At 71.0% G+C, this 25,037-nt stretch carries 27 protein-coding genes and 1 pseudogene; 14 read left to right on the top strand and 14 right to left on the bottom strand.

From position 1 onward, the window contains the following. Positions 1-36: 36 nt before the first annotated feature. Complete coding sequence (locus ACFUN8_RS13855) at positions 37-1,662, bottom strand: penicillin-binding transpeptidase domain-containing protein (RefSeq protein ID WP_383635691.1); 1,626 nt, start codon at positions 1,660-1,662, stop codon at positions 37-39. A 189-nt stretch (positions 1,663-1,851) separates the two neighbouring features. Continuing rightward, a complete protein-coding gene (locus tag ACFUN8_RS13850; RefSeq protein ID WP_383635688.1) occupies positions 1,852-3,573 on the bottom strand; it encodes a dolichyl-phosphate-mannose--protein mannosyltransferase in 1,722 nt (573 codons plus the stop codon). 145 nt (positions 3,574-3,718) lie between these two features. Here ACFUN8_RS13850 and rsmI point away from each other — a divergent pair, with 145 nt between their 5' ends. From rsmI to ACFUN8_RS13815, 7 genes and pseudogenes are all read left to right on the top strand, one after another. Further along, positions 3,719-4,633 carry a 16S rRNA (cytidine(1402)-2'-O)-methyltransferase gene (rsmI, locus tag ACFUN8_RS13845; RefSeq protein WP_383635685.1) on the top strand — a complete coding sequence of 305 codons (915 nt, stop codon included), beginning with the start codon at positions 3,719-3,721 and terminating at the stop codon, positions 4,631-4,633. A gap of 128 nt (positions 4,634-4,761) precedes the next feature. Next, complete coding sequence (locus ACFUN8_RS13840; protein WP_383635682.1) at positions 4,762-5,226, top strand: hypothetical protein; 465 nt, start codon at positions 4,762-4,764, stop codon at positions 5,224-5,226. Positions 5,227-5,268: 42 nt separating this feature from the next. Beyond that, positions 5,269-6,189, top strand: coding sequence for a TatD family hydrolase (locus ACFUN8_RS13835; protein ID WP_383635679.1), 921 nt, complete (start codon positions 5,269-5,271; stop codon positions 6,187-6,189). An 89-nt stretch (positions 6,190-6,278) separates the two neighbouring features. Continuing rightward, positions 6,279-7,608: pseudogene (locus ACFUN8_RS13830) on the top strand (ubiquitin-like domain-containing protein). Then, positions 7,605-8,516, top strand: a complete 912-nt coding sequence (gene rsmA / locus ACFUN8_RS13825) for a 16S rRNA (adenine(1518)-N(6)/adenine(1519)-N(6))-dimethyltransferase RsmA (RefSeq protein WP_383635676.1) — start codon at positions 7,605-7,607, stop codon at positions 8,514-8,516. Before ACFUN8_RS13830 ends, rsmA begins: the two are co-directional and overlap by 4 nt. 62 nt (positions 8,517-8,578) lie before the next feature. Beyond that, positions 8,579-9,505 (top strand): 4-(cytidine 5'-diphospho)-2-C-methyl-D-erythritol kinase, encoded by a 927-nt coding sequence (locus ACFUN8_RS13820; protein ID WP_383635674.1) that lies wholly within the window; start codon positions 8,579-8,581, stop codon positions 9,503-9,505. Then, entirely contained in the window at positions 9,505-10,317 is an 813-nt protein-coding gene (locus ACFUN8_RS13815; protein WP_383635671.1) for a hypothetical protein, read from the top strand. Before ACFUN8_RS13820 ends, ACFUN8_RS13815 begins: the two co-directional genes overlap by 1 nt. Here the strand turns inward: ACFUN8_RS13815 and ACFUN8_RS13810 are convergent. The 3 genes from ACFUN8_RS13810 to ACFUN8_RS13800 form a co-directional block, all read right to left on the bottom strand. After that, complete coding sequence (locus tag ACFUN8_RS13810) at positions 10,280-10,870, bottom strand: GNAT family N-acetyltransferase (protein WP_383635668.1); 591 nt, start codon at positions 10,868-10,870, stop codon at positions 10,280-10,282. The two genes, ACFUN8_RS13815 and ACFUN8_RS13810, sit on opposite strands and share 38 nt — an antisense overlap. A 17-nt stretch (positions 10,871-10,887) precedes the next feature. Next, entirely contained in the window at positions 10,888-11,676 is a 789-nt protein-coding gene (locus tag ACFUN8_RS13805) for a hypothetical protein (protein ID WP_383635665.1), read from the bottom strand. Between the two features lie 90 nt (positions 11,677-11,766). After that, complete coding sequence (locus ACFUN8_RS13800) at positions 11,767-12,969, bottom strand: helix-turn-helix domain-containing protein (protein ID WP_383635662.1); 1,203 nt, start codon at positions 12,967-12,969, stop codon at positions 11,767-11,769. Between the two features lie 251 nt (positions 12,970-13,220). Here ACFUN8_RS13800 and ACFUN8_RS13795 point away from each other — a divergent pair, with 251 nt between their 5' ends. Together ACFUN8_RS13795 and ACFUN8_RS13790 are read left to right on the top strand one after the other, a co-directional pair. Next, complete coding sequence (locus tag ACFUN8_RS13795) at positions 13,221-14,153, top strand: alpha/beta fold hydrolase (protein WP_383635659.1); 933 nt, start codon at positions 13,221-13,223, stop codon at positions 14,151-14,153. A gap of 58 nt (positions 14,154-14,211) precedes the next feature. Then, positions 14,212-14,913: an alpha/beta fold hydrolase gene (locus ACFUN8_RS13790; RefSeq protein WP_383635656.1), complete on the top strand. Its 702-nt coding sequence runs from the start codon at positions 14,212-14,214 to the stop codon at positions 14,911-14,913. Positions 14,914-15,289: 376 nt separating this feature from the next. Here ACFUN8_RS13790 and ACFUN8_RS13785 read toward each other — a convergent pair whose 3' ends face one another. Continuing rightward, entirely contained in the window at positions 15,290-16,069 is a 780-nt protein-coding gene (locus ACFUN8_RS13785; protein ID WP_383635653.1) for a helix-turn-helix domain-containing protein, read from the bottom strand. Positions 16,070-16,157: 88 nt separating this feature from the next. Between ACFUN8_RS13785 and ACFUN8_RS13780 the strand changes: the two genes are divergently transcribed. From ACFUN8_RS13780 to ACFUN8_RS13770, 3 genes are all read left to right on the top strand, one after another. After that, on the top strand, positions 16,158-16,544 hold the full coding sequence (locus ACFUN8_RS13780; RefSeq protein ID WP_383635650.1) for a nuclear transport factor 2 family protein: 387 nt from the start codon (positions 16,158-16,160) through the stop codon (positions 16,542-16,544). Positions 16,545-16,598: 54 nt separating this feature from the next. Further along, positions 16,599-17,156, top strand: a complete 558-nt coding sequence (locus ACFUN8_RS13775) for a YciI family protein (RefSeq protein ID WP_383635809.1) — start codon at positions 16,599-16,601, stop codon at positions 17,154-17,156. Between the two features lie 226 nt (positions 17,157-17,382). Then, positions 17,383-18,228: an LLM class flavin-dependent oxidoreductase gene (locus tag ACFUN8_RS13770; RefSeq protein ID WP_383635648.1), complete on the top strand. Its 846-nt coding sequence runs from the start codon at positions 17,383-17,385 to the stop codon at positions 18,226-18,228. Positions 18,229-18,243: 15 nt separating this feature from the next. Here ACFUN8_RS13770 and ACFUN8_RS13765 read toward each other — a convergent pair whose 3' ends face one another. From ACFUN8_RS13765 to ACFUN8_RS13740, 6 genes are all read right to left on the bottom strand, one after another. Continuing rightward, a complete protein-coding gene (locus ACFUN8_RS13765; RefSeq protein WP_383635645.1) occupies positions 18,244-18,489 on the bottom strand; it encodes a hypothetical protein in 246 nt (81 codons plus the stop codon). Continuing rightward, positions 18,473-18,766, bottom strand: coding sequence for a DUF6400 family protein (locus tag ACFUN8_RS13760; RefSeq protein ID WP_383635642.1), 294 nt, complete (start codon positions 18,764-18,766; stop codon positions 18,473-18,475). The genes ACFUN8_RS13765 and ACFUN8_RS13760 overlap by 17 nt, the downstream gene beginning before the upstream one ends. A 204-nt stretch (positions 18,767-18,970) precedes the next feature. Further along, positions 18,971-19,846 carry a DUF4184 family protein gene (locus tag ACFUN8_RS13755; RefSeq protein ID WP_383635639.1) on the bottom strand — a complete coding sequence of 292 codons (876 nt, stop codon included), beginning with the start codon at positions 19,844-19,846 and terminating at the stop codon, positions 18,971-18,973. A gap of 185 nt (positions 19,847-20,031) precedes the next feature. Then, positions 20,032-20,946, bottom strand: coding sequence for a hypothetical protein (locus ACFUN8_RS13750; RefSeq protein WP_383635636.1), 915 nt, complete (start codon positions 20,944-20,946; stop codon positions 20,032-20,034). Further along, on the bottom strand, positions 20,943-21,284 hold the full coding sequence (locus tag ACFUN8_RS13745; RefSeq protein WP_382561085.1) for a PadR family transcriptional regulator: 342 nt from the start codon (positions 21,282-21,284) through the stop codon (positions 20,943-20,945). The genes ACFUN8_RS13750 and ACFUN8_RS13745 overlap by 4 nt, the downstream gene beginning before the upstream one ends. A gap of 51 nt (positions 21,285-21,335) precedes the next feature. After that, a complete protein-coding gene (locus tag ACFUN8_RS13740; protein ID WP_383635633.1) occupies positions 21,336-22,424 on the bottom strand; it encodes an epoxide hydrolase family protein in 1,089 nt (362 codons plus the stop codon). Between the two features lie 113 nt (positions 22,425-22,537). Here ACFUN8_RS13740 and ACFUN8_RS13735 point away from each other — a divergent pair, with 113 nt between their 5' ends. Both ACFUN8_RS13735 and ACFUN8_RS13730 read left to right on the top strand, forming a co-directional pair. Continuing rightward, positions 22,538-22,993 (top strand): MarR family winged helix-turn-helix transcriptional regulator, encoded by a 456-nt coding sequence (locus ACFUN8_RS13735; protein WP_383635631.1) that lies wholly within the window; start codon positions 22,538-22,540, stop codon positions 22,991-22,993. 154 nt (positions 22,994-23,147) lie between these two features. After that, positions 23,148-23,630, top strand: a complete 483-nt coding sequence (locus ACFUN8_RS13730) for a GNAT family N-acetyltransferase (protein WP_383635628.1) — start codon at positions 23,148-23,150, stop codon at positions 23,628-23,630. 461 nt (positions 23,631-24,091) lie between these two features. On the opposite strand, the gene ACFUN8_RS13725 is transcribed toward ACFUN8_RS13730, so the two are convergent. After that, positions 24,092-24,310 carry a DUF397 domain-containing protein gene (locus ACFUN8_RS13725; protein ID WP_383635625.1) on the bottom strand — a complete coding sequence of 73 codons (219 nt, stop codon included), beginning with the start codon at positions 24,308-24,310 and terminating at the stop codon, positions 24,092-24,094. Between the two features lie 46 nt (positions 24,311-24,356). Continuing rightward, complete coding sequence (locus ACFUN8_RS13720) at positions 24,357-24,737, bottom strand: hypothetical protein (RefSeq protein WP_383635622.1); 381 nt, start codon at positions 24,735-24,737, stop codon at positions 24,357-24,359. Positions 24,738-25,037: the final 300 nt, after the last annotated feature.

Here is a 25,037-nt window from a genome sequence, read left to right as displayed (position 1 = left end):
ACGGACCGCGCTCGCCCCGTGACAGCACCGGGCGCCTCACCCCGCCGAGAGCACCGCCGCGACCACCGGTCCCGCCGCGTCCCCGCCGTGCCCGCCGGACTCGACGCTCGCGGCGACGGCCAGGTCGTCCTGGAAGCCGGTGAACCAACTGTTCGACGTGGCCTGCCCGTCGACCTCCGCCGATCCCGTCTTCGCGCCCTTGTCCCCGCCGAGCCCGGACATCGCCTTCTGACCGGTGCCCCACGCGGCTGTCGCCCGCATCATGTCGCGCAGCTGCTGGCCCACGGACCCCGGCAACTGCCGCTCCGCGACGGCCAGTTGGCGGTCGTCCAGATCGCGCGGGACGATGATCGGCTGGCGGAAGGTGCCGTCCTTCGTGGTGGCCGTGACGGACGCGATGTTCAGCACGTTCATCTGGACCGTGCCCTGACCGATGTACTGCGCGGCGGCCCCGCCCCCGTCCGCCTGCGGCACGCTGCCGTCCGCGGACGCGATGCCGGTCTGCCAGTCCAGCCCGAGGCCGAAGACGTGCGTGGCCACCTCGGGCAGCGCGTGGTCGTCCTTCGTGTCGTCGATCAGCTTGATGAAGGCGGTGTTGCAGGAGCGGGCGAAGCTCTGGGTGAATGTGCCGCCCGGGATGTCGAAGTTGTCCAGGTTGTGGAACGAAGTGCCTTGGTAGAGCACCGACTTGGGGCACTCGGCCGGCTTGCCCGCCCCGGCCAGGCCCTTCTCCAGCAGCATCGCCGCGGTCACGATCTTCATCGTCGAGCCCGGTGCCTGCTTGCCGAGCATCGCCGCGTTGAAGCCGTCCTCGCGGTTGTTGGCGACAGCGACGATCTCACCGGTGCTCGGCTTCACCGCCGCGACGGACGCCTCGTTGTACTTCTTCACGGCCTGCTCGGCCGCCGCCTGCACCTTCGCGTCGAGCGTCGTCCTCAGCTCGCCGGTCTTTCCCTTGGAGAGCGTCAGCAGCATCGAGCGGGGCGTGTTGTCGCCGTCGGTGTGGATCCACATCTCGACGCCGGACTTGCCGCCCGCCTTCTCGCCGTACTTGTTCCGCAGCTGTTCGAGCACCGGCGCGAGCGACGGGTACTTCTGCGCCGTCAGCTCGGTCCCGTTGCGGTCGACCGCCTTGATCGGCGGCTTCGCGGCCTGACCGGTGACCAGGTGCGTGTTCTTCTCCAGCTTCGGATGAATGACCGTCGGCGTCCAGTCGACCAGCGGCTTGCCGCTCGTCAGCCCACGGACGACGGTCAACTCGGAGGCGTACGAGAGGGGCTTGCTCAGCCCCTCGAACTTCACCGTCGCCTTGACGGTGAAGGGCACCTTCGCGCCCGTCGCCTTCCCCGGAGTGATCACGGCGTCGGTGATGTGCGCCTGCTCGCTGTAGCCGGCGACGGCGTCCTTCGCCTCGGCCGCGTTGTTGGTGTACGCGGCGGCGAGTTCGGGGTCCTTGCCGTCGGCCCACGCGGCGAGGAAGTCCTCGGCGGTGGTTTTGATCTCTTCCTCGCTGAGCGGCCCGGTCCTGACCTCGGTCGCCTTCGACTGGGTCGTCGTCCCCCCGCCGCCCCCGTCGAGGACGTTGTACGCCCCGTACGCGACCCCACCGGCCACCACGATGAACACGCCGCCGATCACGGCGACTTTCGCCCCACTGCGCATGAGCGCGATCCCCTCCCCCAGGAGTGCCCCCGACCACGTTTGAACGTGTTCAAAGGAGCAATGATTTCGCACTCTACGGGACGTGGGTGAACAGGGAAGGGGCCGTTATCGGACCGCGACGATCGCCACGACGGCCGCCGGGACGATCGCTCTGCCGGTTCGGCGCGCGAACCCGCCGTACCGGCGCGCTCACACCCAGGTGTCGAACCACATCCGGTCCTGCCACTGGTCGATGGGGATCGTCTGCCCCGTGTAGATCGGCCAGAAGTAGATGAAGTTCCAGACGATCAGCAGCACCAGCACACCCGCCCCCACCGCGCCGATCGTCCTGCGTCTCTCGTCCGAGCCCGCCGGGCCCAGCATCGCGCCGATCATCATCGACACCGCCAGGCAGAGGAACGGGACGAAGACCACCGCGTAGAAGAGGAAGATCGTGCGTTCCTGGTAGAAGAACCACGGCACCCAGCCCGCCGCGATCGCGCAGGCGATGGCGCCCGCGCGCCAGTCGCGGCGGAAGAACCAGCGCCACAGGACGTACAGGATCGCGAAGCAGGCCGCCCACCAGAGCAGGGGCGTGCCGATCGCCAGGACCTCCTGGGCGCACTTCTCCCCCGGGGCCGACGTGCAGCCCTCCGTGCCGCCCCTCGGGTCCTCGTAGAAGTACGACACCGGGCGGCCCAGGACGATCCAGCTCCACGGGTTGGACTGGTAGGTGTGGCCGGAGGTCAGATTGACGTGGAAGCTGTAGACCTCGTTCTCGTAGTGCCACAGGCTGCGCAGCCAGTCCGGCAGCCAGGACCACATCCCGCCCCGGCCCTCGGTGGCGGCCCAGTTCCGGAAGTAGCCCTTGTCGGTGACGATCCAGCCGGTCCACGAGGCGATGTACGTCACGATCGCGACCGGGACCGTCGACACGAACGCCGGCAGCAGGTCACGCCTGAGCACGGCGAGATACGGGCGTACGGCGCCGGCGGTGCGCCGCGCGCCCACGTCCCAGACGACCGTGAGCAGCCCGAACGCGGCCAGGATGTAGAGGCCGTTCCACTTCGTCGCGAAGGCCAGGCCCAGCATCAGACCGGCGGCGATACGCCACGGCCGCCAGCCGAGCCGCAGCCCCCCGGCGACCGCGTCGTCCGGGCGCAGCACCCCCTCCGCGTCCACCGGCAGCGCGGCCGCGAACTTCCGTCTCGCCCAGTCCCTGTCCAGCAGCAGACACCCGAACGCGGCCAGCACGAAGAACATCAGCACCAGGTCGAGCAGTGCCGTGCGGCTCATCACGAAGTGCAGTCCGTCGACGGCGAGCAGCCCGCCCGCCAGACACCCCAGGAACGTCGAACGGAACAGCCGGCGGCCGATACGGCACAGCATCAGTACGGAGAGCGTGCCGAGGACCGCCACCATGAAGCGCCAGCCGAACGGGTCGAAGCCGAACATCAGCTCGCCGAGCCCGATGATCCACTTGCCCACCGGCGGGTGCACCACATACCCGGGGTCGGTCGGCACCGGCACCTGCGAGGGGTCGGCCAGGATCAGCTTGTCGACGTCCTTGGGCCAGCTCGCCTCGTACCCCTGCTTGACGAGCGCCCACGAGTCCTTCGCGTAGTACGTCTCGTCGAATATCACCGCCTTGGGGCTGCCCAGATGCCAGAACCGCAGCAGCCCGGCGACCAGCGCCACCGCCAGCGGACCGAGCCAGGCGGACCAGCGGACCAGCCGGTCGGCGTGCAGCGGCGGCACACCGAGCACCGTCCACAGGCGGGTGGACGGCTCCGTGTACGGCGGGACCAGCCGCTCGCGCAGCCCGATCACCGGTCTCGGCGCATAGCCGAACCGCCGCAGCCGCTGGGGCCATGACGGCGGCCTGTCCTCGGCGTCCCGACCCTGGAGGGCTTCTGGCGCAGTACTGGTCACCGCGCCATCGTAGGGAACGCCGCTGCGCGCCGTGGGCACGCGTCGGCTGACACGGCGGTGGACCCGTCGCTGGACACGGCTGCGGCCCCCTCGGCGGAGTCCGCCGCGGACCGGCCTCCCGCGCCGCCCTGCGAGGATGGCGTACGTGACTACTGTGCCCTCCCGGGGAACGGCCCCCGCAGCCCCGACCGGCGTTCTCGTCCTCGCCGGGACCCCCATCGGCGACACCTCCGACGCCCCGCCGCGCCTCGCCTCCGAGCTGGCCACCGCGGATGTCGTCGCCGCCGAGGACACCCGGCGGCTGCGCAGGCTCACCCAGGCGCTCGGCGTGCAGACCACGGGCCGCGTCGTGTCGTACTTCGAGGGCAACGAGAGCGCCCGTACGCCGGAACTCGTCGAGGCACTGGCCGGCGGCGCCCGCGTGCTCCTCGTCACGGACGCCGGGATGCCGTCCGTCTCCGACCCCGGCTACCGGCTCGTGGCGGCGGCCGTCGAGCGGGACATCAAGGTGACCGCGGTGCCGGGGCCGTCCGCCGTACTGACCGCGCTGGCACTCTCCGGGCTGCCGGTCGACCGCTTCTGCTTCGAGGGGTTCCTGCCGCGCAAGGCGGGCGAGCGGCTGGGCAAGCTCCGCGAGGCCGCCGACGAGCGGCGCACCCTCGTCTACTTCGAGGCGCCGCACCGGCTGGACGACACCCTCGCGGCGATGGCCGAGGTCTTCGGCGCCGAGCGCCGGGCCGCCGTCTGCCGCGAGTTGACCAAGACGTACGAAGAGGTGAAGCGCGGCGGCCTCGGTGAGCTGGCCGTGTGGGCGGCCGACGGCGTACGGGGCGAGATCACCGTCGTGGTCGAGGGAGCCCCGGAACGCGCGCCGGTGACGGACCCCGAGGAACTGGTGCGCAGGGTGCTGGTGCGCGAGGAGGCGGGGGAGCGGCGGAAGGAAGCCATCGCCGCCGTCGCCTCGGAAGCGGGGCTGCCCAAGCGCGAAGTCTTCGATGCGGTGGTCGCGGCAAAGAATGCTGCCCGCACAGGCCCCCGGGACGGTAAAGGACCATCTTGAATTGCAAAGCGCAGACCGTGTGCCGGGCCCTTTCGGCATGGGGAGGCCAAGAGCCTGCCATTAATCGACAGCGCTGATGCGTTCCCGCCCGAATAGGCGTCCACTGGATCGAGTGGAGAGGAGCTGGCATGAGTGAGATCACGGGCAACGCCGTCGCCCACGAGGCATATGCGTTCTGCTGCATGCGATGCGGTCACGGCTGGGAGCAGGCGTACGACATAGAGCACCACACGGACGGTTCCGGACAGCAATTCGTCGTCTACAAGGCGGACGGACTGCGGGTGCCTTCACCGCTGTCGAGCCCGACCTGCGTCAACTGCGGACACCACGTCGTGCGGATCATGCGCTCGGGACAGGTGTCCTCGGTGCACGCCCTGAGCCGGCAGAGGACCGCCCCGAAGACGCCCAGAGCGCCGAAGGAGCCGAAGGCACCCAAGGCGCACAAGGCGAAGGCGCCCAAGCGGACCAAGCCGATACCCGTGACGGACGAGGCGGGCGGAGCGGCCATCGGGGCCGTGGGCGACGGCGCGCGGGGGAAGCCGGCCCACCACTGGCACCTCTCCGACCTCCTGCACCCCTTCCACCGCAAGTAGCCCGCTCCGGGCACCGGGCGCCGCCCTCGTACGATCGTGCCCATGAGCCCGAAGAGCGCCAACAGCACGAGCAGCGCCGCACGCGCCACAAGCGCCAAGCGCGCCGACGAAGCGCCACCGGCACCCGAACCGCTCCGGGTGCCGGTCGCCGACTCGCACACCCACCTGGACATGCAGAGCGGCACCGTCACGGACGCCCTCGCCAAGGCGGCCTCCGTAGGAGTGCCGGTCGTCGTCCAGGTGGGCTGTGACGTGAAGGGGTCCCGCTGGGCGGCCGACACCGCCGCCGCGCACGCGTCCGTGCACGCGGCGGTCGCGCTGCATCCCAACGAGGCGCCGCGCATCGTGCACGGCGACCCCGACGGCTGGTCGCGCCAGGGTGTGCGCGAGGCCGGCGGGGACGCGGCCCTGGACGACGCGCTCGCGGAGATCGACCGGCTGGCCGCGCTGCCGCACGTGAAGGCCGTCGGCGAGACCGGGCTCGACTTCTTCCGTACGGGGCCCGACGGCATGGCCGCGCAGGAACGCTCGTTCCGCGCGCATATCGAGATCGCCAAACGGCGCGGAAAAGCGCTCGTCATCCACGACCGCGAAGCGCACGCCGACGTGTTGCGCGTGCTCGCCGACGAAGGCGCTCCGGAGCGGACTGTTTTCCACTGCTATTCGGGCGACGCGGAAATGGCCGAAATCTGCGCCGCTGCGGGCTACTTCATGTCCTTCGCCGGCAATATGACGTTCAAGAACGCGCGCCCGTTGCGTGAGGCGTTGGCCGTCGCTCCGCTCGAACTCGTTCTGGTGGAGACGGACGCGCCTTTTCTGACGCCCGTTCCGTACCGGGGGCGGCCCAATGCGCCGTATTTGATTCCGGTGACGGTGCGTGCGATGGCGGAAGTGCGCGGGGTCGACGAGGACGCGATGGCGACGGCGATTTCGGCCAACACCGCACGCGCTTTCGGGTACTGAGACGGCCGGTTCGGCCCGGCCCCGGAGACGCTGTGTAGTCGCGCTGCTTTGGAGAGTGACCGTCGCTCCGCTAGTGTCCGCCGGGTCGCGTGGGGGCCGGACCGGACTTGTGGAGCGTCGAGCGTCATGAGCAGTACGCAGGGCAGTCACCGTGCCGGACACCGCCGTCCCGAACCGGCGCCCACCGTGGCGTGGTTCGACCCCACCGAGGCGCTGCTCCCGCACCAGCACGAGCACCAGCACCACCAGCACCAACACGAGCAGCAGCCACCGTCCGCCGTCACGCCCGACGCCGACCCGAACCTCGACCCGGACCTCGACCCGGGCCGTGGCTCCCGCCGCCGCCTCGTCCCGCAGGCCCTCGTCGTCGCCGTCCTGGCCGGCGGCACCTCCGCGTTCGTCGCCAACGACAAGGCCGTCGAACTCAGCGTCGACGGCGCCCCGCGCACGCTCCACACCTTCGCCGACGACGTGGACGAACTCCTCGCCGACGAGGGCGTGCGGATCGGCGAGCACGACCTCGTCGCCCCGGGCCGGGGCGCCGAACTCACCAACGGCGACAAGGTCGTTGTCCGCCACGGCCGCCCCGTCATGCTCACCCTCGACGGCAGACGCCGCCAGATCTGGACGACCGCCGACACCGTCGACGGCGCGCTGCGCCAGCTCGGCGTACGCGCGGAGGGCGCGCTCCTGTCCGTGTCGCGCTCGTCCGCGATCCCCCGCAGCGGTCTGGCCCTCGACGTCCTGACGGAGCGCACCGTCACGTTCATGGCCGACGGGCGTGAACACACCCTCCGTACGAACGCCGCGACCGTGTACGAGGCCCTCGCCCACGCCCGGCTCACCCTGCGCGGCGAGGACACCACCTCCGTATCGCCCGACAGCTTCCCGCGCGACGGCCAGACGATCACCGTGATGCGGATCACCCGCGACGAGATCGTCCGCGACGAGGCCATCCCGTACGACACCGAACGCGTCCGGGACCCCTCGATCCTCACCGGCACGGAGGTCGTCACGCGCCAGGGCGAGCTGGGGACGCGCCGCCTCACGTACGCCGTGCGCGCCGTCAACGGCGTCAAGCAGAAGCCCCGCAAGATCGCCGAGCAGATCGTCCGCGCGCCCGTCACCCAGTACGTCAGGGTCGGTACGAAGCAGCGCCCGGCCTCCGTCGCGGGCGCCGACGGCCTCAACTGGGCCGGGCTCGCCGCCTGCGAGTCGGGCGGCCGGCCGAACGCCGTCGACCCCTCGGGGACGTACGGCGGGCTGTATCAGTTCGACACCGGCACCTGGCAGGCGCTCGGCGGCAGCGGCCGCCCGCAGGACGCCTCCGCGGGCGAGCAGACCTACCGGGCGAAGAAGCTCTATGTGCAAAGGGGGGCGAGTCCGTGGCCGCACTGCGGCCGTAGGCTGCACGGGTGAGCACCACAGAGCCCCCCGAAGTCCCCGACGACGCCTCCGGCGCGCCCCACGCCTCCGACGCCCTGCTCGGCCCCGCGGACATCCGCGAGCTGGCCGCGGTCCTCGGTGTGCGACCCACCAAGCAGCGCGGGCAGAACTTCGTCATCGACGCCAACACCGTGCGCCGGATCGTCCGCACGGCCGGTGTACGCCCGGACGACGTCGTCGTGGAGGTGGGCCCGGGGCTCGGCTCGCTGACGCTGGCGCTGCTGGAGGCGGCCGAGCATGTGACGGCCGTCGAGATCGACGACATCCTCGCCGCCGCGCTGCCGCGCACCATCGAGGCCCGGACGCCGGCCCGCGCCGGCCACTTCTCGCTCGTCCACGCGGACGCGATGCAGGTACGCGAGCTGCCGGGGCCGACGCCCACGGCGCTGGTGGCGAACCTCCCGTACAACGTCGCCGTGCCCGTCCTGCTCCATATGCTGGAGCACTTCCCCACGATCGAACGCACCCTGATCATGGTCCAGGCGGAGGTCGCGGACCGGCTGGCGGCCGGGCCGGGGAACAAGGTGTACGGCGTGCCGTCGGTGAAGGCCAACTGGTACGCGGAGGTCAAGCGCGCCGGAGCCATCGGCCGTAACGTGTTCTGGCCCGCGCCGAACGTCGACTCGGGCCTCGTCTCGCTCGTACGGCGCGCGAAGCCGCTCACGACCACGGCGTCGCGTACCGAGGTCTTCGCGGTCGTGGACGCGGCCTTCGCGCAGCGCCGCAAGACGCTGCGGGCCGCGCTCGCGGGCTGGGCCGGGTCGGCGCCGGCGGCGGAGACGGCACTGGTGGCGGCGGGGGTCTCGCCGCAGGCGCGGGGGGAGTCGCTGACGGTGGAGGAGTTCGCGCGGATCGCGGAGTCGAAGGGGGCGGTCGCGTGAGCGACCCGGACACGAGCACGGGGACGGAGAGGGTGAGGGTGAGTACGGCGAGGGGGAGCGCGGTGAACGGTACGGAAGCGGTGAACGGCACGGACGCGGTGACCGTACGGGTACCGGCCAAGGTCAACGTCCAGCTGGCGGTGGGCGCGGCGCGCCCCGACGGCTTCCACGACCTGGCCAACGTCTTTCTGGCGGTCGGTCTCCACGACGAGATCACCGTCACCCCCGCCGACGAACTGCGCGTCACCTGCGCCGGCCCGGACGCGCACCAGGTCCCGCTGGACGCGACGAACCTCGCGGCGCGCGCGGCGATCGCACTCGCGGAACGCCACGGGATCGAACCGCGCGTCCATATCCACATCGACAAGGACATCCCCGTCGCGGGCGGCATGGCCGGCGGCAGCGCGGACGGCGCCGGAGCGCTGCTCGCGTGCGACGCGCTCTGGTCGCTGGGCTCCTCCCAGGCCGAACTGCTCGCCATCTGCGCCGAGTTGGGCAGCGACGTACCGTTCAGCCTGCTGGGCGGCGCGGCACTCGGCGTCGGGCGCGGGGAGCGGCTGACACCGCTGGACGTCGGAGGCACGTTCCACTGGGTGTTCGCGGTCGCCGACGGCGGACTGTCCACCCCGGCGGTGTACGCGGAGTTCGACCGCCTCACCGCGAAGACCGACGTCCCGGCCCCGGCCGCCGACCCGGCGCTGCTCGCGGCCCTTCGCACGGGCGACGAGACGGCCCTGGCGGCCACCCTCACCAACGACCTCCAGCCGGCCGCCCTCTCGCTGCGCCCGTCCCTCGCGACGACGCTCACCACGGGGACGTCGGCGGGCGCGCTGGCGGCCCTGGTCTCGGGCTCGGGCCCGACGACCGCGTTCCTGACGAAGGACGAGGAGTCGGCGGCGACGGTCGCCGAGGCGCTGCTGGCATCGGGCAACTGCCGTACGGCGAGGGTGACTTCGGCGCCCGCGGCAGGGGCGCGGGTGATGTCCTGATGGCCGGTTCGAAGGCCACGACCGCCGCCGGCGCCACCATTGCCACCGCACCGTTGGTCGCGCTGCTCCGGGAGATCGCCGACGGCTCCGGCGGCCTCGTACAGCTCCGCCCCGGACTCTCCGACGCCCGGATGGACGCGTGGGCGGCGCCGGTGCCGGAGGAGATCCGCGTACTGCTGCGCGAGGTGGGCGGCATCCGGATCGCCTACAGCCGCCGGAAGGACAACGACACCTACCTCTGCTCGGAGATCGACTTCGACGAACCGCTCAACGACGGCACGGACCCCGCCGGTGGGGACGGCAGTTGGTACGTGGAGCAGGCCGGTGGCCCCGGCACCCACCGCTTCGTCCATCTCGACGAGGGCGACGGCTTCTTCTACGTCGATGTCGACCGTGAAACCGGCTCCTGGGGGCCGGTGTTCATGTTCTGGGACGCCAACGACGCGGCCCTGTTGGACAGTTCACTTACCGCCTGGCTGCACCGTACGGCCCACTGTCTGCGCGAAGCCCTGCGGGGCGCCGACGGAGACGCGTACACGTTCAACTCCGCTTTCCAGGAGACCTGGACCGAGCCCCAGCGGAACGCGCCCCAGGTGCCCACGGTCCCCGCCGCCGACGCACGGACGAGCCCGGACCCGGTCATCCGCTCCGTGGCCACCGCCCTCCCCGACGACGGGGCCCTGGCCGACCTCCGTGAGGTGGACGGCGCCGCGCTGGTGATCTTCGACTTCCCGGAGCTGTGTCACTTCGGGCGGGCGCACGGCGGGACCGTACTCACCGCGGTCCCGTCGAATCCGTACGAGGACGACTGACCCGGATGTGCCGGTGCCCGTCCAGGGGGAACGGCGGCCGGGCGGGCAGCGTCCGCTCGTACGCGTAACCGGTCTTCTCCGCGACGCGGCACGAGGCGATGTTGTCGATCTGATGGAGCAGTTCGAGGCGGGTGACGCCGTCGAGGGTGTCGAACGCCCAGCCGGTCAGGGCCTCCAGGGCGCGCGAGGCGATCCCCCGCCCGCGTGCCTCGACTGCGGTCCAGTACCCGACCTCGGCGCAATCACCCGGCACCGCACCCCGCTTGACGGCGACGTTGCCGACGAGCCGGTCGGCTTCGGTCCGGTCGCCTTCGAGCCGGTCTCTTTCGAGCACGGCGAAACTGAGCCGCTGCCCGGTGCGCCACCCGTCCGACTGGATCGCCAGCCAGCGCACGGCGTCCTCAACTTCCGTCACCGGCAACCGAGTCCACTTCCGGAGCAGCGGATCCCGGTAGATCTCGATCAGCGGCCGGATGTCGCCGTCCGCCCAGGGACGCAGGATGAGAGCGGGGTCCCCGGGGAAGCTCGGCTCGACGCGGATTTCGACGTTCACGTCGGTCGACACGGCTCCTACCGGCCCTGCGTGGACTCGGGGATCTCCGGGAACAGGCCGGTCACCTCGGCGGATCTCACGGTCTCGGCGGCCGGGGGAGGTGTGGCCCGTACGGGCTTGTCGGGGTCGCTGACGGTTACCCGCACGGGTTCGTCGTCGATCTCGAACTTGACCCCGTGCGGCAGGGGTTCGCCTTTCTCCGGTACGTAGACGGCGATCCCGTCGCCCTCCGGCTGCTCCACCAGTTCCACGACTCGCTTCCCGTCCTGCGTGACGGGATTGAGCGCCTTGACCTCGTCGACCGAATCGGGCAGGTCGGCGAACGCCTTGTCCAGATCGCACAGTTCCAGCAGCGGGTCGTTCTTCAGATCGGAGGCCGCCGTCTCGATGTACTTTCCACGGGCCTTCTTCGCGGCCTTGTCGTGGAGGGCGACCGCGTCAGGGCTGATCTGCTCGGCGAGCCTTCGCCAACTTGTCAGCCTGGTGTCGTCGTACCGGTACCACACCCGCTCGCTTCCCAGTTGGACGACTTCCGCCTTGCCTTGATCGGAGTACTCCGTGGTGCCGACGCAGTTGCCCTCGTGGTCGATCCGGAGCTGTACGCGGCCCATCAGCGGGTAACTCCCGTCGATGTGAACCGTGTTGTAGCCCTTCAGGGTCTTGAGCGCCGAAGACGCCCGCGCGACATCGTCCCCGCCCTGCTTCCCGTCCCCATCGCCCTCCGAGCCGCCGCATCCGGCCGCCCCGCCCGCACCCAGCACCACGATCGCGCACAGCACCGCCGTACGCCGCCTTCGCTTCCCCACCCCGGCACGCCTCTCTCATCTGCTCTCATCCGCGAACTCGCCTTGCGCGAAGAACGCTATCCCGGCCCCGTCCGCGTGCCCGCGCCGCGCCTACTCGGCCAGGGCCTCGGCGACGAACCGCCAGATCTCCGCGGTCAGGGCCATGTTGCCGCTCTGCTGGGCCTGCTCGGCGAGTTCCCGCAGCCCGGCGAGCGCCGGAGCCTGCTCGCCCTCCAGCAGCAGCACGCGGTTGCGCAGTACGTCGAGCCTGATCCGGTCCTGATACGTCAGCCGGTCGTCGAAGCCGACCAGCTGGTCCAGCGCCGCGCGCGCCTCGTCGGGGCGGCCCTTGATGACGGCGATCCGGGCGCGCACCGCCAGCAGTTCCTGCTCGGTGGCCGGTGCGCCCGCGAACGGCAGGGCCGCCTGGACTTCCTCGACGCGCCGCTGGGCGCGCTCCGTCCTCGGTGGATCGGTGAGGAGATCGGCGCGGGCCGAATTGATGCGCACGCGCATCCACATCGTCAGATCGTCCCGGCCGTCGAAGCCTTGGCATGCCTGGTCCATCAGCTCCGCCGCGGCGTCGGGATCGCCTTGTCGGGAGCGGGTGGTGGCCGCGGCCCACAGCGCTTGCGCCCGCAGCGACGGCGCACCCCCTTGCGTCACGGCGAGCAGTTCGTCGGTGTAATGCGCGGCCTCGGGCAGTCGCCCGGCCTCCCCGAGCCCCGACACGAGGGCCAGCAGGGCCGCGATCTCCACCCGGGCGGGCAGTCGCTCGCTCTTGGCCAGCTCGTAGGCGTGCGTCGCGGTGGCGACGGCGTCGGCGATCTCACCGGTGCTGCGCATGCACCGGGACAGCTCGGCCAGCGCCCTGGCCCGCAGCTCGGGCAGCCCGGCCTCCGTGCCGAGCGCGACCAGTTCGTCGAGGCACGCCCGCTGTTCGGCGTGCTCCTGCCGCCGCCGACGCCATTCGGAGACCTGCCAGAGCGCCTGCCAGCGCAGAAGCGGATCCTCGCCCCCCGAAGCCTTCAGGGCCTCGCTGAGCGTTTCACCGGCTTCGTCCTGGCCCAGTCCGGTGGCCAGCGTCAGGCTCCGCGCGAGGGAGGCTGCCGTGGTCTCGGTGAGTTCGGCCGGGCTGATGCCCAGTTGTTCGGCCAGGTGCGCGACGGCCCGCTCGGTGGGCTGCCGTGCGCCGGACTCCAGCCGGGACAGATATCCCGCGGACATGCCCTCGCCGGCCAGCGCGGCGAGCGTCAGACCGCGCTCGGTCCTCAGTTGCCTGAGCCTGCGGCCGAAGACTGGCTGCTCGGTCATGTCCGAACTCCTGGGTAGCGGTGACGCCGTCCGACGTCCGGTGGGGGGTACGTCGCGCCCGACCTTAACTTACTTGCCCACATTGAGACAATCTCTTGCCAGCTCACCGGACGGGTGGGTCGCCAACTTGGCAATCATTCTTGGCAACTACTTGCCAAAGCTGTGGCAACAGTCCTAACGTTGCTGTCGTTGGCGCCGGACGATTCCTCGCCTCGGCCGACACCCCGCAGCCACAGGATCAGGAGCGCACGATGCAGAAGTTCGACACCCCGGCCCCGACCTCCACCGTCCTCGACACCCCCGCCCGCAGCTGTGAAGTAGGAGCGCCCCTCATGAGTACGGCGAAGCAGAACAGCACTTCCTCGACCGCCTCCTCGACCGCTTCCTCGACCGGTTCCGCGTGGAGCGGCATGGTGCCGGTGGACGATACGGCTCTGGCCGTCACCGACACCGGCGGTCCCGGCATCCCCGTGATCTACCTCAACGGCCAGTTCGCGACCCAGGGTTACTGGGCGCGGGTCGTCGCCGAACTGGGCACGGACTGGCGGCACATCACGTACGACGAGCGGGCCCGCGGCCGGAAGTCGAAGCGGTCGGCGGACTACTCCTTCGAGGCGGCCGTGCGTGACGTCGACGCCGTTCTCGCGGCCAGAGGGGTGGAGCGGGCGTTGGTGGTGGGCTGGTCCTACGGGGCGTTCGTCGCGGCGCACTGGGCCTCGCGCAATCCGGAGCGCGCGTTGGGCGCGGTCCTGGTGGAGGGCGCGCAGCCGCACGACTGGCTGGACGACGCCATGGAGGAGCGGATCCGCAAGACCTTCCGGCGGTTCAACCTGTTCATGCCGCTGCTGCGTCCGACGGGTCTGACCCCACGGATGAGTGCCACGCAGATGGCGGAGTGCAACATCGAACTGGGCAAGCTCGCCCGTGCGCGCGAGTTGGGTCCGGTGCTGGACAGCATCTCGGTCCCCGCGCGGTATGTGGTCGCTTCGGGAACGTCCCTCGGGAGCAAGGGGGATGAGCAGGAGGTGATCCGTGCCAGCCTGGACGGGGTGGTCGCCCGTAACGCGAACATCGAGATCAGCGCGAAGGTCGCCAGCAATCATGACGCGATCCTGAAGAAGGACTTCCGGGCCGTCGCCGACGCCGTACGCGAAGTCGCCGCCCTCGATCGCGAAGAGAGCTGAAGACAGAGCCGGCCGGTTGTCGGAGCCGGCTGTCAGACCCCTGCGCTAGCTTCTCGATATGACTCGATTCGTATTGGTGGCAGGTGCGTGGCTCGGCTCGTGGGCGTGGGACGAGGTGGTGTCCGACCTGCGTGCCGCCGGGCACGAGGCACACGCGCTGACCCTGTCCGGTCTCGCCGACAGACAGCGTGAGCGGCACGACGAGCCCATCGGGCAGCAGACGCACGTACGGGACATCGTCGACGCCGTCGAGCGCCTCGACCTGCGTGATGTCGTCCTGGTCGGACACAGCTACTCGGGCATCCCGGTCGGCCAGGCCGCCGAGCGCATCGGTGACCGGCTGTCGCGCGTGGTGTTCGTCGACTCGAACGTGCCGGTGGACGGCGAGTCGTTCGTCTCCGGCTGGCCCGACGGCCGGGCGGCGGTGGAGGCCGCGATCGCCGAGAGCGGTGGCTTCTGGCCGCCCCTCACGGCGGCGGACTTCGACGGCCAGGGCCTCACGGACGAACAGACCGCCCGCATCGTGTCCGGCTCGACACCGCACCCCGGCGCGACCCTGACCGAACCGGCGAAGCTGGAGCGCCCACTGGGTGGGCTCCCGGCGACGTACATCAAATGTCTGCTGGACTGGCCTGAGCCGAGCCCCGAGGTGGCCGAGCTGTTGAAGGGTGAGCACTGGCGGCTGGTGGAGATGAACACGGGCCACTGGCCGATGTTCTCGCAGCCCCGCGAGCTGGCCCGGATCCTGCTCCAGGACTGACCGGCCGATCGGCCCTTCGATTCGACCGCGGGCCCGCTCCACCACCCCGTTGGGTACCCCCGGTGGCGCCACGTCCTATGTCGTCTGGTCCTACACCGTCCAGCCGGGCAGCGCGGCCGACCTGCGACCCGGCCAGCGGATCGCCATGGCGCTGCCGGCCGACGCGGACGTACGTGATCCCGCCCTGTATCCAACGGTGCCCGCCCTCGCCGGGGCCTTCCTCGAATCCGACGTCGGCGCCGCCCGCCAGTACGCGGGGCGGAGGGTCACCGGCGGCGTTCATGGAAGCGACGATGAATCCGTGAGACGGAGGGTGTGGGGTGTGCGGGTCACACCGCCCGGTGCCACAGCGGCTCGGCGCCGCAGCGGCTCGGCGTCACGGTCTCTCGGTGGCGAGTTCGCGCAGGAGCGCCGCGCCGGCGGCGTCCGTCGGGTAGTAGGACTCGATCGAGATCTCGTCGAGCGTGATGTCCTGCGGCGTTCCGAACGTCGTGATCGTCGAGAACAGACTCAACTCCCGCCCCTGGAAGCGGAAGACCATCGAAGTCGCCACCTCCGACTCCGGCGCCGGGGCCGGCACCTCGGGCCCGTCCGCCCCGAAGAACTCGTCGTACAGCTCACCCACCACCGGATCACCGGTCCGCGCCACCTGCCGCGACAACCGGGCACGGAGGAAAGAGCGGACCTCGGCGAGATTGACGATCCGGGACGCGAGACCTCGTGGATCGAGCCCGAGCCGGACCAGATTGACCGGGGGGACCAGCAGATCGGGGTCGACCTCCGCGAGGAAGTGGTTGATCGGGGCGTTGGCCAGCACGATGTTCCAGCGCCGGTCCAGGACCAGCGCGGGGTAGGGCTCGTGCGCGCGCAGGACCCTGACCACGGCATCCCGTACGGCCGCCATGTCCGGCTCGTCGAGCGGCCGCTCGCGGTACCTCGGCGCGAACCCGGCCGCCACCAGCAGCCGATTGCGGTGCCGCAGCGGCACCTCCAGCTGGGCCGCGAGCCGCAGCACCATGCCGGCGCTCGGCCGGGAGCGGCCCGTCTCGACGAGGCTGACGTACCTCGGTGAGACGCCCGCCGCCAGCGCGAGATCGAGCTGGCTCAGCTGTCGACTGTGCCGCCACTCGCGCAGCAGGCCACCCACGGTCTCCACGACGCCGACCCTAGTCGCGCGCCCCGGCCACGGTCCATGAACTGCGAGTTCATCGACAGGCCGTACTCGCGTGGCCACACTCCTCGACATGAGCACCGACAACACGAGCACGGACCACAAGGAACTCGTCCTCAACTGCCTTGAGCTGTACGGCAAGGGCGACCTCGACGCCGTCGCACCACTCATGCGCGACGACTACGCGGATCACGGCCTGCCCTTCCAGACCTCCACGAAAGCGGAGTGGATCGCGGAGGCCAGGAAACTGCCCCTCGCCGACCTGCGGATCGACATCCGCCGTCTCGTCGCGGAAGGCGACTACGTGACGATGTTCTCCCGGCGGTGGCTGCCCGGAGGCGCGCTCGACATCGCGGTGGCCGACATCTTCCGTGTCCAGGACGGTCTGATCGCCGAGCGCTGGGAGGTCGTCGAGCGAATCCCGGCGGACGCCCCGACGAACCCGGTGGCGGAGCTGTAGCCCGGCCGGCACCCGTTCTCCTCCCCGGGGGCGGCCGTGGTGAAGACTGACGCCATGGAGTTCTTCTGCTACCACCGCGACCGGCCCGGCTCCCTGACCCTGCGCCATGAACTGCTGGAGGAGCACTGGTCGTACATGGACCGGTACGCGAAGGAGATGATCGCCCGCGGTCCGACCCTGGCCGGCGACGGCACACCCACCGGCAGCGTCCATATCCTCGACCTGCCGAACCCCGCCGCCGCCCGCGCGTTCGCCTTCGACGAGCCCGGCTACCAGGCCGGCGTGTACCGCGACGTGTCGCTGCGCCGCTGGCACAACGCGCTGGGGCGCACCATGTGGGACTTCCCCGGTGGCCCCGAGGACGGCAACCGCTACCTGGTGCTCGGCCTCGGCGCCGGACCGGCCGTCGACCTCGCCGTACCGTCGTCGTCCGACCGGGACGAACTGATCGCGTACGGGCCGCTGATGTCGGACGACGACACCACCTGGCTGGGTACGGCGGCGCTGGTCCGCGCGCCGGACCCGGACACGGCCCGTGCCCGAGCCGGCCTGACCCCGGAGGGGTACGCCGACATCGAGGTCCACAACTGGCAGTTCGGCGGGCGGTCTTGAGACGGGCGGTCTTGAGACGGGCAGCCCTGAGACGGGCAGCCCTGAGACGGGCACCGGGGGCCGCCGAAATCGGTTGTCCCGCGAAACCGGCTCGCCCTAAGGTGAGACGACTTCGATGAGACGTTCCCCCGGAAGCACGCCGCAGAACGGGAACGTCCCACCTCACTGAGGTGCCGGAGGGGCGGCAGCAACTTTGTCGACCCTTCCCCCTTCGGAGGCTTTCTTCATGAACGTCGGAATCGGCCTGCCCATCGGCGACCCCGCCACCCTGCTGACCTGGGCGCGGCGCGCCGACGCCGGGCCCTTCAGCACGCTCGGCCTGCTCGACCGGCTCGTCTACGACAACCCGGAACCACTCGTCGCCCTCGCCGTCCTCGCGGGCGCGACCTCCCGTATCCGCGTCCAGACCGAGGTACTGCTCGCCCCGCTGCGCGACACCGCCCTCCTGGCCAAGCAGGCCGCCACGCTGGACCGGATGACCGGTGGCCGCCTCGTCCTCGGGCTCGGCATCGGCGGCCGGGACGACGACCACCAGGTCACCGGCATCGACATGCGCACCCGCGGCCGACGCCTGGACGAGCAGATGGCGGTGATGCGCCGTCTGTGGTCCGGCGAGCCGTACGGCGACGGAGTCGGCCCGATCGGCCCCGCACCCGCCCGGCCCGGCGGCCCCGAGGTGCTGTTCGGCGGGTTCCGGCCCGCTGCGCTCGAACGCGTCGCGCGCTGGGGAGACGGCTTCCTCGCCGCCGCCGCGCCGTCCTGGGCGGGCGGGCTGTTCGAGACGGTCCGTACGTTCTGGCGGGAGTACGGCCGCGACGGCGCACCGCGCATTGTCGCGCAGGTCAACGTCGCGCTCGGCCCTCAGGCCGTGATCGACGAGGCCCGGAGCAACATGCACGCGTACTACGCCTTCACCGGCATGGCCGACCGGATGGTCGCCGGACTGCTCACGACGCCCGCCGAGATCCGCGACGCGATCACCGGCTTCGCCGACCTCGGCGCCGACGAGGTGATGCTCTACTGCTACGGCCTCGACCCGGACCAGGTGGACCGCGTCGCCGACGTCCTGTGACTCCCAACCGCCTTGTCAGGGGCAGGAGTTGTCGTCGCCGCGACGGCTGACGCCCGGCCGGGTGTTCAGTGACCACGAGTGCGTGCAGCGTGGGCACTGGAGGTGGAGGACCGGCCCGCTGTTGGCGATCAGATAGCGCCAGTGCTCACCGCAGTTGCGCGGGCCGGCGCAGTCGGCGCAGTGACGGGCGTCGTCGCAGACGGGGCAGGCCACCCAGGCGCGGCGGGAGGAGTCCGCCTGCGGGTCAATGGGAAGCCGCACGGCCTGTCCCGTCCCCCGGCAGGACCCCCGCCGCCACCAGCATGTCGTAGGTGCGCTGCTGCTCCGCGTCCAGGCCCGAGTAGAGCAGCGCGTACGCCTCGTCCTCGCCCCGGAGGGCGGCCACGGGGTCCCACTCGGGCCCGAGCGCGGCCACGACCTCGGCCCGTCGCCGGGCTTCCTCGAAGGTCAGGTCGATCGTGAAGGGTATGAGGTCGGGGTTGGGGCCGGTGCCGGTGCCGGTGCCGGTGCTGGTGCCGTTGCCGTTGTCCTGATTCATGGCGAGACTTTCGCTGTGCCGCTGGAGGTTTCCGCTGGAACGCCACCATCTGTACCAGGCACGCGCGGCGGCAGGGAAGGGTGACCTAAGTCCCCCTGCCGGCCCTGCCCGGCCCCGAGCGACGGCCCGCTCCCGGATCGGCGGGCGGGGGTGGCCCGTTGTCGGCGTCGGGCCGCAGGCTCGCCCGCACTCCTGTGACGTACTTCACCGTCTTGTGTCGCGCAGGTGGCGTTCAAGGCCCCACCAGATGGCGGCGTAGACGGTGAGCGCGCAGGCCAGCGCGGCGCCGCCGCCGACTGCCGAGTCCGAGAAGATCCCCTCCACGACCTGTTGGACCGGTGCGGGGTCGGCCGCGCCCGGTCCGCCCCGGTAGTCCTCCAGGGTCTGCAGGTTGGCCGCGGCGCCGATGAGGGCGGCGACGGCCAGCGCCGATACGACGCTCCAGCGAGCCGGTGCCGGGAGCCCGCGCCGGCCGGTGCCGGCGCGGTTGCTCCCGGCCGGGGCGGACGGATCATCCGGGGCCCGGCGAGTGAGGCGCGTGCGGCGCGTGCGGCGCCACAGGTGTACGGCGACGGCGACCAGGCCCCCGACCGTGCTGAGGTGCTGGACCACCCGCGCCACCGTCAGATCACCCGCCACGTGGGAACGCAGGACGCTCAGGTGGGTGACCACGTAACCGTCGGCGTGCGTGAAGGAGTCCCACGCCAGATGGGTCAGGACGCCGATCAGGGCGGACAGCAGCACCCAGCCGGCCCGGCGCGGGTAACTGCTCGTACGGCCGGGCGTCCCGGCCATGGAGAGCCGGCCGGGCAGCAGCTCCGCGGCCGGGCGCCGCACCAGCCGGTACAGCGCGAGGAGAGCCAGCGTGAACGGCAGCGCCACCGTCAGGCCGGGCAGTGTGTGGGAGTAGGTGGCGTTGAGGAACGGCTCGTACCAGGACTGGGCGCTCACGGGTATGCCCGCGCCGCCGAGGAAGTACGGCACGTCCGGAGCCAGCGCTCCGCAGACCAGCGCGGCCGGGCAGAACGGGGAGCGCAGCAGCGGCAGGACGGCTGCGGGGTGGGACAGCGTGAACGGCAACGGGGGAGTCCCTTCCGTGTCGGCGCGGGGCATGGGGTTGCGGGGCGCACCGCGCGCCCGACGCGAGCCGGCGCACACGGACCCACAGGTCGAGCAACTGGATATGTCTTCCAAGAGTATATGTCGGCCAACTGACTATGGAGGCCGATGGCGGACGCACAGCACCACCCCCGGCTGTGATCCAGTTACCGGCTCGGTCGGCGGCCGCGAAGGCGAAGCGCGTGCGCGTACGCCGCCAACCCGCCCGCCAGCGGCACCACGGCACCGATCACCAGGACGGGAAGCAACTGCCCCCAGGCCCCGGTGTAGGCGTACGCGAGGAACGGCGGGCAGGCCACGGTCATCGCCATGGTCTCGGTCATCGCCACGGTCCCGGCCGGCCCGGCCCCTGGTCCCGGCGACTTCGACCGCAGAGCCAGCACCACACCGGTGGCCGCCAGCACGAGCAGGGGCCACAGGCCGTAATCCGTGCTGAACGGCAGTACGCGGGCGTGGACGGCGACCAGTGGCAGCCACGCGACCGCCGCCATCGCGCCGGCCGTGGCGCACGCTCGGGGCCCCGGCCGCAGGTCGGGCGGGCACGCCAGCACGATCAGCGCGGTGAGCAGTGCCATGGCGGGGGTGACGACCGGGTCCCCGAACGCGGGCCCGCTGACGACAGCGGCGGCGGCCAGTCCCGACAGTCCGACCGCGACCGCGGTCACCCCCGCGTGCCACCGCCCTGTCAGTGCCGTGATCGCCCCGACGACGACCAGCGCCGGAGCGAGCAGCAGCGCGAGCGCGCCCCACGCGTCGGCGAAGAAGGAGACGGGGGTCGGCGGGACGACCATCCCGGCGTACCAGCGGGTCAGGAACACACCGCAACCGGCCGCGGCCGCGCCCACCGCGAACGGCGCCGCGTTCGCCAGCAGCCGTCCGGCGGCCGTCGCGGAGCTGAGCCCCAGCCTCATCCGTACGGCATGAGCGGCGATGTCCGCGCCCTCCCGGAACCTGCCGGTACGAGACGCTTCCGCCGCGGCCTGCCGGTAGACGGCAAGGATCTCCTCGCCGGACTCCTGGCGGTAGCGGCGCGGGTACAGGCGCAGAACCAGCCCGATCACGCCTCCGTCACCGCCGCCCCCGAGACCCCCAGCCGCCGGCTGGCCTCACGCGCCGTCGCCGCCATCCGCGCCGCCTCGGCGGCCAGCCTCTCGCGCCCGAGCGGTGCCAGCGCGTAGACCTTGCGGGCCCGCCCGTCGACGACCTCCTCCCGGTGCACGTCGATCAGCCCGTCCTTCAACAGCCGGTCGAGAGCGCCGTAGAGGGTGCCGGTCCGCAGGACCACCCGGTCGCCCGAGAGCGACTTCACCTCCTGCGCGATGGCGTACCCGTGCCGGGGGGCGTCCGCCAGGGCCGTCAGCACCAGGAGGGTCGGCTCCTGCAACACACGCTCGCTCATCCGGCCAACATATGTCGCCCGACGACGTATCGACAACGGGCTCCTGAAGTCCTACTCGGTGAGGGCGAGGGTGAGGAAGAAGTCGCGGATGTCCTCGGCGAGCAGTTCCGGCACCTCCATCGCGGCGAAGTGGCCGCCGCGGTCGAACTCCGACCAGTGCCTGATGTCGTACAGCCGCTCGGCCAGCGGTCGTACCGACTGGGTGATGTCGTACGCGAACACCGCCACGCCGACCGGTACGGGGCACGGCTCGCGCCGCCTCGGCGCGTCGTGGTGCAGCCGCGCCGAGGATGCCGCGGTGGCGGTCAGCCAGTACAGCGAGATGTCGGTGAGTATCCGCTCGTCGCTGATCGGCGAGCGGGGGTCGGTCCACTGCGCGAAGCGCTCCGCGATCCAGGCCAGCTGCCCGACCGGTGAGTCGGTCAGCGCGTAGCCGATGGTCTGCGGGGTGAGGGCCTGCAGGGCCTGGAACGGGGGCCGGTTCGCCAGAAGCTGTCCGACCTTGTCCAGTCGGGCCTTGTCCGACTCGGACAGCTCGATGCCGGCGTTCGGAACCGGCGCGGTCGGCAGGTAGTTGACGTGCACTCCGACGACCTGCTCGGGGGCCACCGCGCCGAGCGCCGTCGAGATGCCCGAGCCGAAGTCGCCGCCCTGCGCGCCGTAGCGCTCGTACCCGAGACGGCGCATCAGCTCGGCCCAGGCCCGTGCGATCCGCACGATGTCCCAGCCGCGCTCATGGGTCGGCCCGGAGAATCCGAAGCCCGGGATCGACGGGATCACCAGATGGAAGTCGCGCGACAGCGGCTCGATCACATCGAGGAACTCCAGGAACGAACCGGGCCAGCCGTGGGTGAGGACCAGCGCGAGCGCGTCCGGTTTCGCGGACCGGACGTGGACGAAGTGGATGTTCTGGCCGTCGATCTCGGTGGTGAAGTGCGGAAGCTCGTTCAGCTCGGCCTCGTGCGCGCGCCAGTCGTAGCGGGTGCGCCAGTGCTCGGCCAGTTCCTTCAGCCGGGCGAGCGGGAAGCCGTAGTCCCACCCGGCGTCGGCGACCTCGTTGGGCCAGCGGGTGCGGGAGAGGCGGTCGGCCAGGTCGTCGAGGTCGGCCTGGGGGACGGCGATACGGAACGGTTCGATCATGCCTTGACTCCCGGGGGGATTCATTAGGAACCCAAATGTTAGGGTGACCAACGTTAGTCATCCAAACGGTATCACGATCGTAGGCGTGACCAATGATTCGCTAGACTCGCCCCATGGAGAACCCACCTGAGGAGACGCCCGCCGCCTGGAAGAGCCAGCCGAGCTGGCTGCTCACCCAGACGGCGAACCACGCGCACCGCCTGGTGGCCGACGGGTTCTCAACCGTCCACGCCCGCGGCTACCACTACCGCCTGCTGGCGACCCTGGAGGAGTTCGGCCCCTCCAGCCAGGCCGGGTTGAGCCGCCGTACGGGCATCCATGTCAGCGACACGGTCGGAGCGCTCAACGAACTCGCCGCCGACGGCTCGGTCGAACGCACCACGGACCCCACGGACCGGCGCCGCAACGTCATCTCACTGACCACGACGGGCAAGCGAAGACTGCGCCGCCTGGAAAAGCCGCTGGCCGAAAGCCAGGACGAACTGCTGGCACCGCTGTCGGGCGAGGAGCGCGAGCGGCTGACGGAACTGCTGTCCAAATTGCTGACGCACCACGACGGTCAGCGCTGAGGGCCGGGCCTGGGGGTGTGCGTGTTCCGTCCGCTGGACCGGGCGCCCGCCGGTTGATGGCAAAGTGGTTGTGCGACCCAGGCATTGAGGAGACACGGTGCAGTTCACGATGCGTCCCGCTCGTTCGCACGATGCTCCCGCAGTCAGGAACATCGTGCTCAAGCGCTCTGACTGGCTTGAGTCCAAGGGGCTGCCGAGCTGGCGGCAGGACGCGGGACTCGTCAGCGAGCTCACCGAGAATCCGGACGGTTCTATGTGGATTCTCGAAGCCGACGGGCGTCCCGTCGGCTGCACCACGTTGACGGACTCCACTCCCCCGATGGCATGGACGCCGGCGGAGCTGGCCGAGTCATCGCTGTACCTGTACACGACGATCACGGACCCGTCGTTCAGCCGGTGGAAGCCGGGAACACTCATCGCCTTGTGGGCAGTGGACCGGGCCTTCCGGGCGGGCGCTGCGTGGGTACGCAGAGGCTGCCGCTTCGACGGCCTGGTGGCCTACTACGAGCGCCAGGGTTTCACCGTGATCCACATGATGCGGAAGACCCACGGCCCCATGTACCTGATGGGACGCCCTGCGGAGCGGATCGAGGAACTGCCGGACCGCTTCGCCGCCTCGGTCCCGGACCGCTTGTAGGAACCGTATTCGCCGACCGTTGTGGGCCGTACGTCCGGCTCACACGGCGGCTGCCCGGCCACACGCTCGCGCACCACCAGAAGAGTACGGCGCCCGTCCGTCACGGCGAGCTGCTCGACCATCGGGTGCGCGAGCGGGGCGATCTTTCCTCGCTGATCTCCGGTTACGTAGCGACCGGAGCGCCACTGCCACGTGTCGTCGGCGCAGGGGGTGAGCCGAAGCGTGAGCACGAGCCCTCCAAGTCCGAACGTCCGGGTCGAGTCGCTCCTGCGGGCAGCTTCGTCAGATGGCGGTGGTGTCGTAGGTGTGAGCGCCGTCCGCCGAGCCTTGTGCCTTCTTGTACTCATGCGACTCGGCCGGGGCTTGGACCCTGCGGACCGCCTTCGACGGGCCAGAGCGTCCTTCGGCTGACGACCAGTTGGGGTCGCGTACCTCGGAGGCCGTGCGAGTGAGGGGTGCTGTCAGATCAGGTGGTCGAACTCGCCGGCCTTCACGCCGAGGAGGAAGGCGCGCAACTTGTCGCGGTCGGTGGTGACGATCGTGTCCGGTGCGTCGCTCTCGCGGAGGAGGATCTGGCCGTTGACCTGGGCCAGTTCGACGCACTTGATCTCGCCGTCGTGTCCCGAGTACGAGGACTTCTGCCAGTTGATGTTGGCGGGGGTGTTGGCGGGGTTCGTCATGGTTGGTTGCTCGCGTTCTGTGAGTGTTGTGGTGTGTGGGTTGCGTTCAGCGCGGTACGAGGGGGAGTCGGCGGGCTTCCGGCGGCTGGAACAGGTGGTACGGGTGGACGGTCCACTCCAGCCAGGCGCTGCGCCCGCTGAGCGAGAACCCGCAGGGTTCACCCCGGTGCAGCGCGGCGACGGCACCGACGCAGCCGCCGCCTTGGGCCCAACTGAGGGCGCGCTTGCGCTCTTCGGGTGGGAGCGTGGGGGTGAGGGCGCGGACGGACAGCCGGATCTGGCGGATTGCCTCGGCGGGGGTGCGGGCGGAGTGGTGTTCGATCTTGTCGATGTCCGAGCCCGCGGCGGTGAGCGAACGGTACGTGACGTGCTCGTACCAGTAGCGGATTTCGGTGTCCGGGCATGGCGAAGCTGCGGGCTGGTACATGGGTGGGCCTTCCGCCGTCGCTTGGGATGCGGGGTTGTCCCCGCCTGCCGCCGGCATGACGGGCGGCCGGACGGGGACAACCTTTCGGTCTCTCCCCGGCCGGGCCAAGGGCAGGGAGAGGTACGTCGCCACGGGCCCGACCTGCCGAGTTGGCCGGTCCGGTTGCGACGCATGGTGACGGTAGCGTGACAGGCAGGAGTGTCGCAACGGTGGGACGTCCCAAAGTTGCGCCGTGGTTGACGGGCGGGGGGAGCTGCCTCCGTACAAGCGCGAACGCCCTCCGCCTGTAGAGGCGGAGGG

Origin of the sequence: Streptomyces sp. NPDC057307, assembly GCF_042667665.1 — a bacterium.
Lineage (GTDB): Bacteria > Actinomycetota > Actinomycetes > Streptomycetales > Streptomycetaceae > Streptomyces.
This window is presented reverse-complemented; position numbering and strand designations above follow the sequence as displayed.

Coding starts and splice junctions, on each gene's coding strand:
- ACFUN8_RS13840 (WP_383635682.1), top strand. CDS start 4,762: ATGAGTGAGATCACGGGCAACGCCGTCGCCCACGAGGCATATGCGTTC.
- ACFUN8_RS13835 (WP_383635679.1), top strand. CDS start 5,269: ATGAGCCCGAAGAGCGCCAACAGCACGAGCAGCGCCGCACGCGCCACA.
- ACFUN8_RS13790 (WP_383635656.1), top strand. CDS start 14,212: ATGACTCGATTCGTATTGGTGGCAGGTGCGTGGCTCGGCTCGTGGGCG.
- ACFUN8_RS13770 (WP_383635648.1), top strand. CDS start 17,383: ATGAACGTCGGAATCGGCCTGCCCATCGGCGACCCCGCCACCCTGCTG.
- ACFUN8_RS13735 (WP_383635631.1), top strand. CDS start 22,538: ATGGAGAACCCACCTGAGGAGACGCCCGCCGCCTGGAAGAGCCAGCCG.
- ACFUN8_RS13725 (WP_383635625.1), bottom strand. CDS start 24,310: ATGACGAACCCCGCCAACACCCCCGCCAACATCAACTGGCAGAAGTCC.
- ACFUN8_RS13720 (WP_383635622.1), bottom strand. CDS start 24,737: ATGTACCAGCCCGCAGCTTCGCCATGCCCGGACACCGAAATCCGCTAC.
- ACFUN8_RS13745 (WP_382561085.1), bottom strand. CDS start 21,284: ATGAGCGAGCGTGTGTTGCAGGAGCCGACCCTCCTGGTGCTGACGGCC.
- ACFUN8_RS13795 (WP_383635659.1), top strand. CDS start 13,221: ATGCAGAAGTTCGACACCCCGGCCCCGACCTCCACCGTCCTCGACACC.
- ACFUN8_RS13760 (WP_383635642.1), bottom strand. CDS start 18,766: ATGAATCAGGACAACGGCAACGGCACCAGCACCGGCACCGGCACCGGC.
- ACFUN8_RS13740 (WP_383635633.1), bottom strand. CDS start 22,424: ATGATCGAACCGTTCCGTATCGCCGTCCCCCAGGCCGACCTCGACGAC.
- ACFUN8_RS13775 (WP_383635809.1), top strand. CDS start 16,599: ATGGAGTTCTTCTGCTACCACCGCGACCGGCCCGGCTCCCTGACCCTG.
- ACFUN8_RS13855 (WP_383635691.1), bottom strand. CDS start 1,662: ATGCGCAGTGGGGCGAAAGTCGCCGTGATCGGCGGCGTGTTCATCGTG.
- ACFUN8_RS13800 (WP_383635662.1), bottom strand. CDS start 12,969: ATGACCGAGCAGCCAGTCTTCGGCCGCAGGCTCAGGCAACTGAGGACC.
- ACFUN8_RS13780 (WP_383635650.1), top strand. CDS start 16,158: ATGAGCACCGACAACACGAGCACGGACCACAAGGAACTCGTCCTCAAC.
- ACFUN8_RS13815 (WP_383635671.1), top strand. CDS start 9,505: ATGGCCGGTTCGAAGGCCACGACCGCCGCCGGCGCCACCATTGCCACC.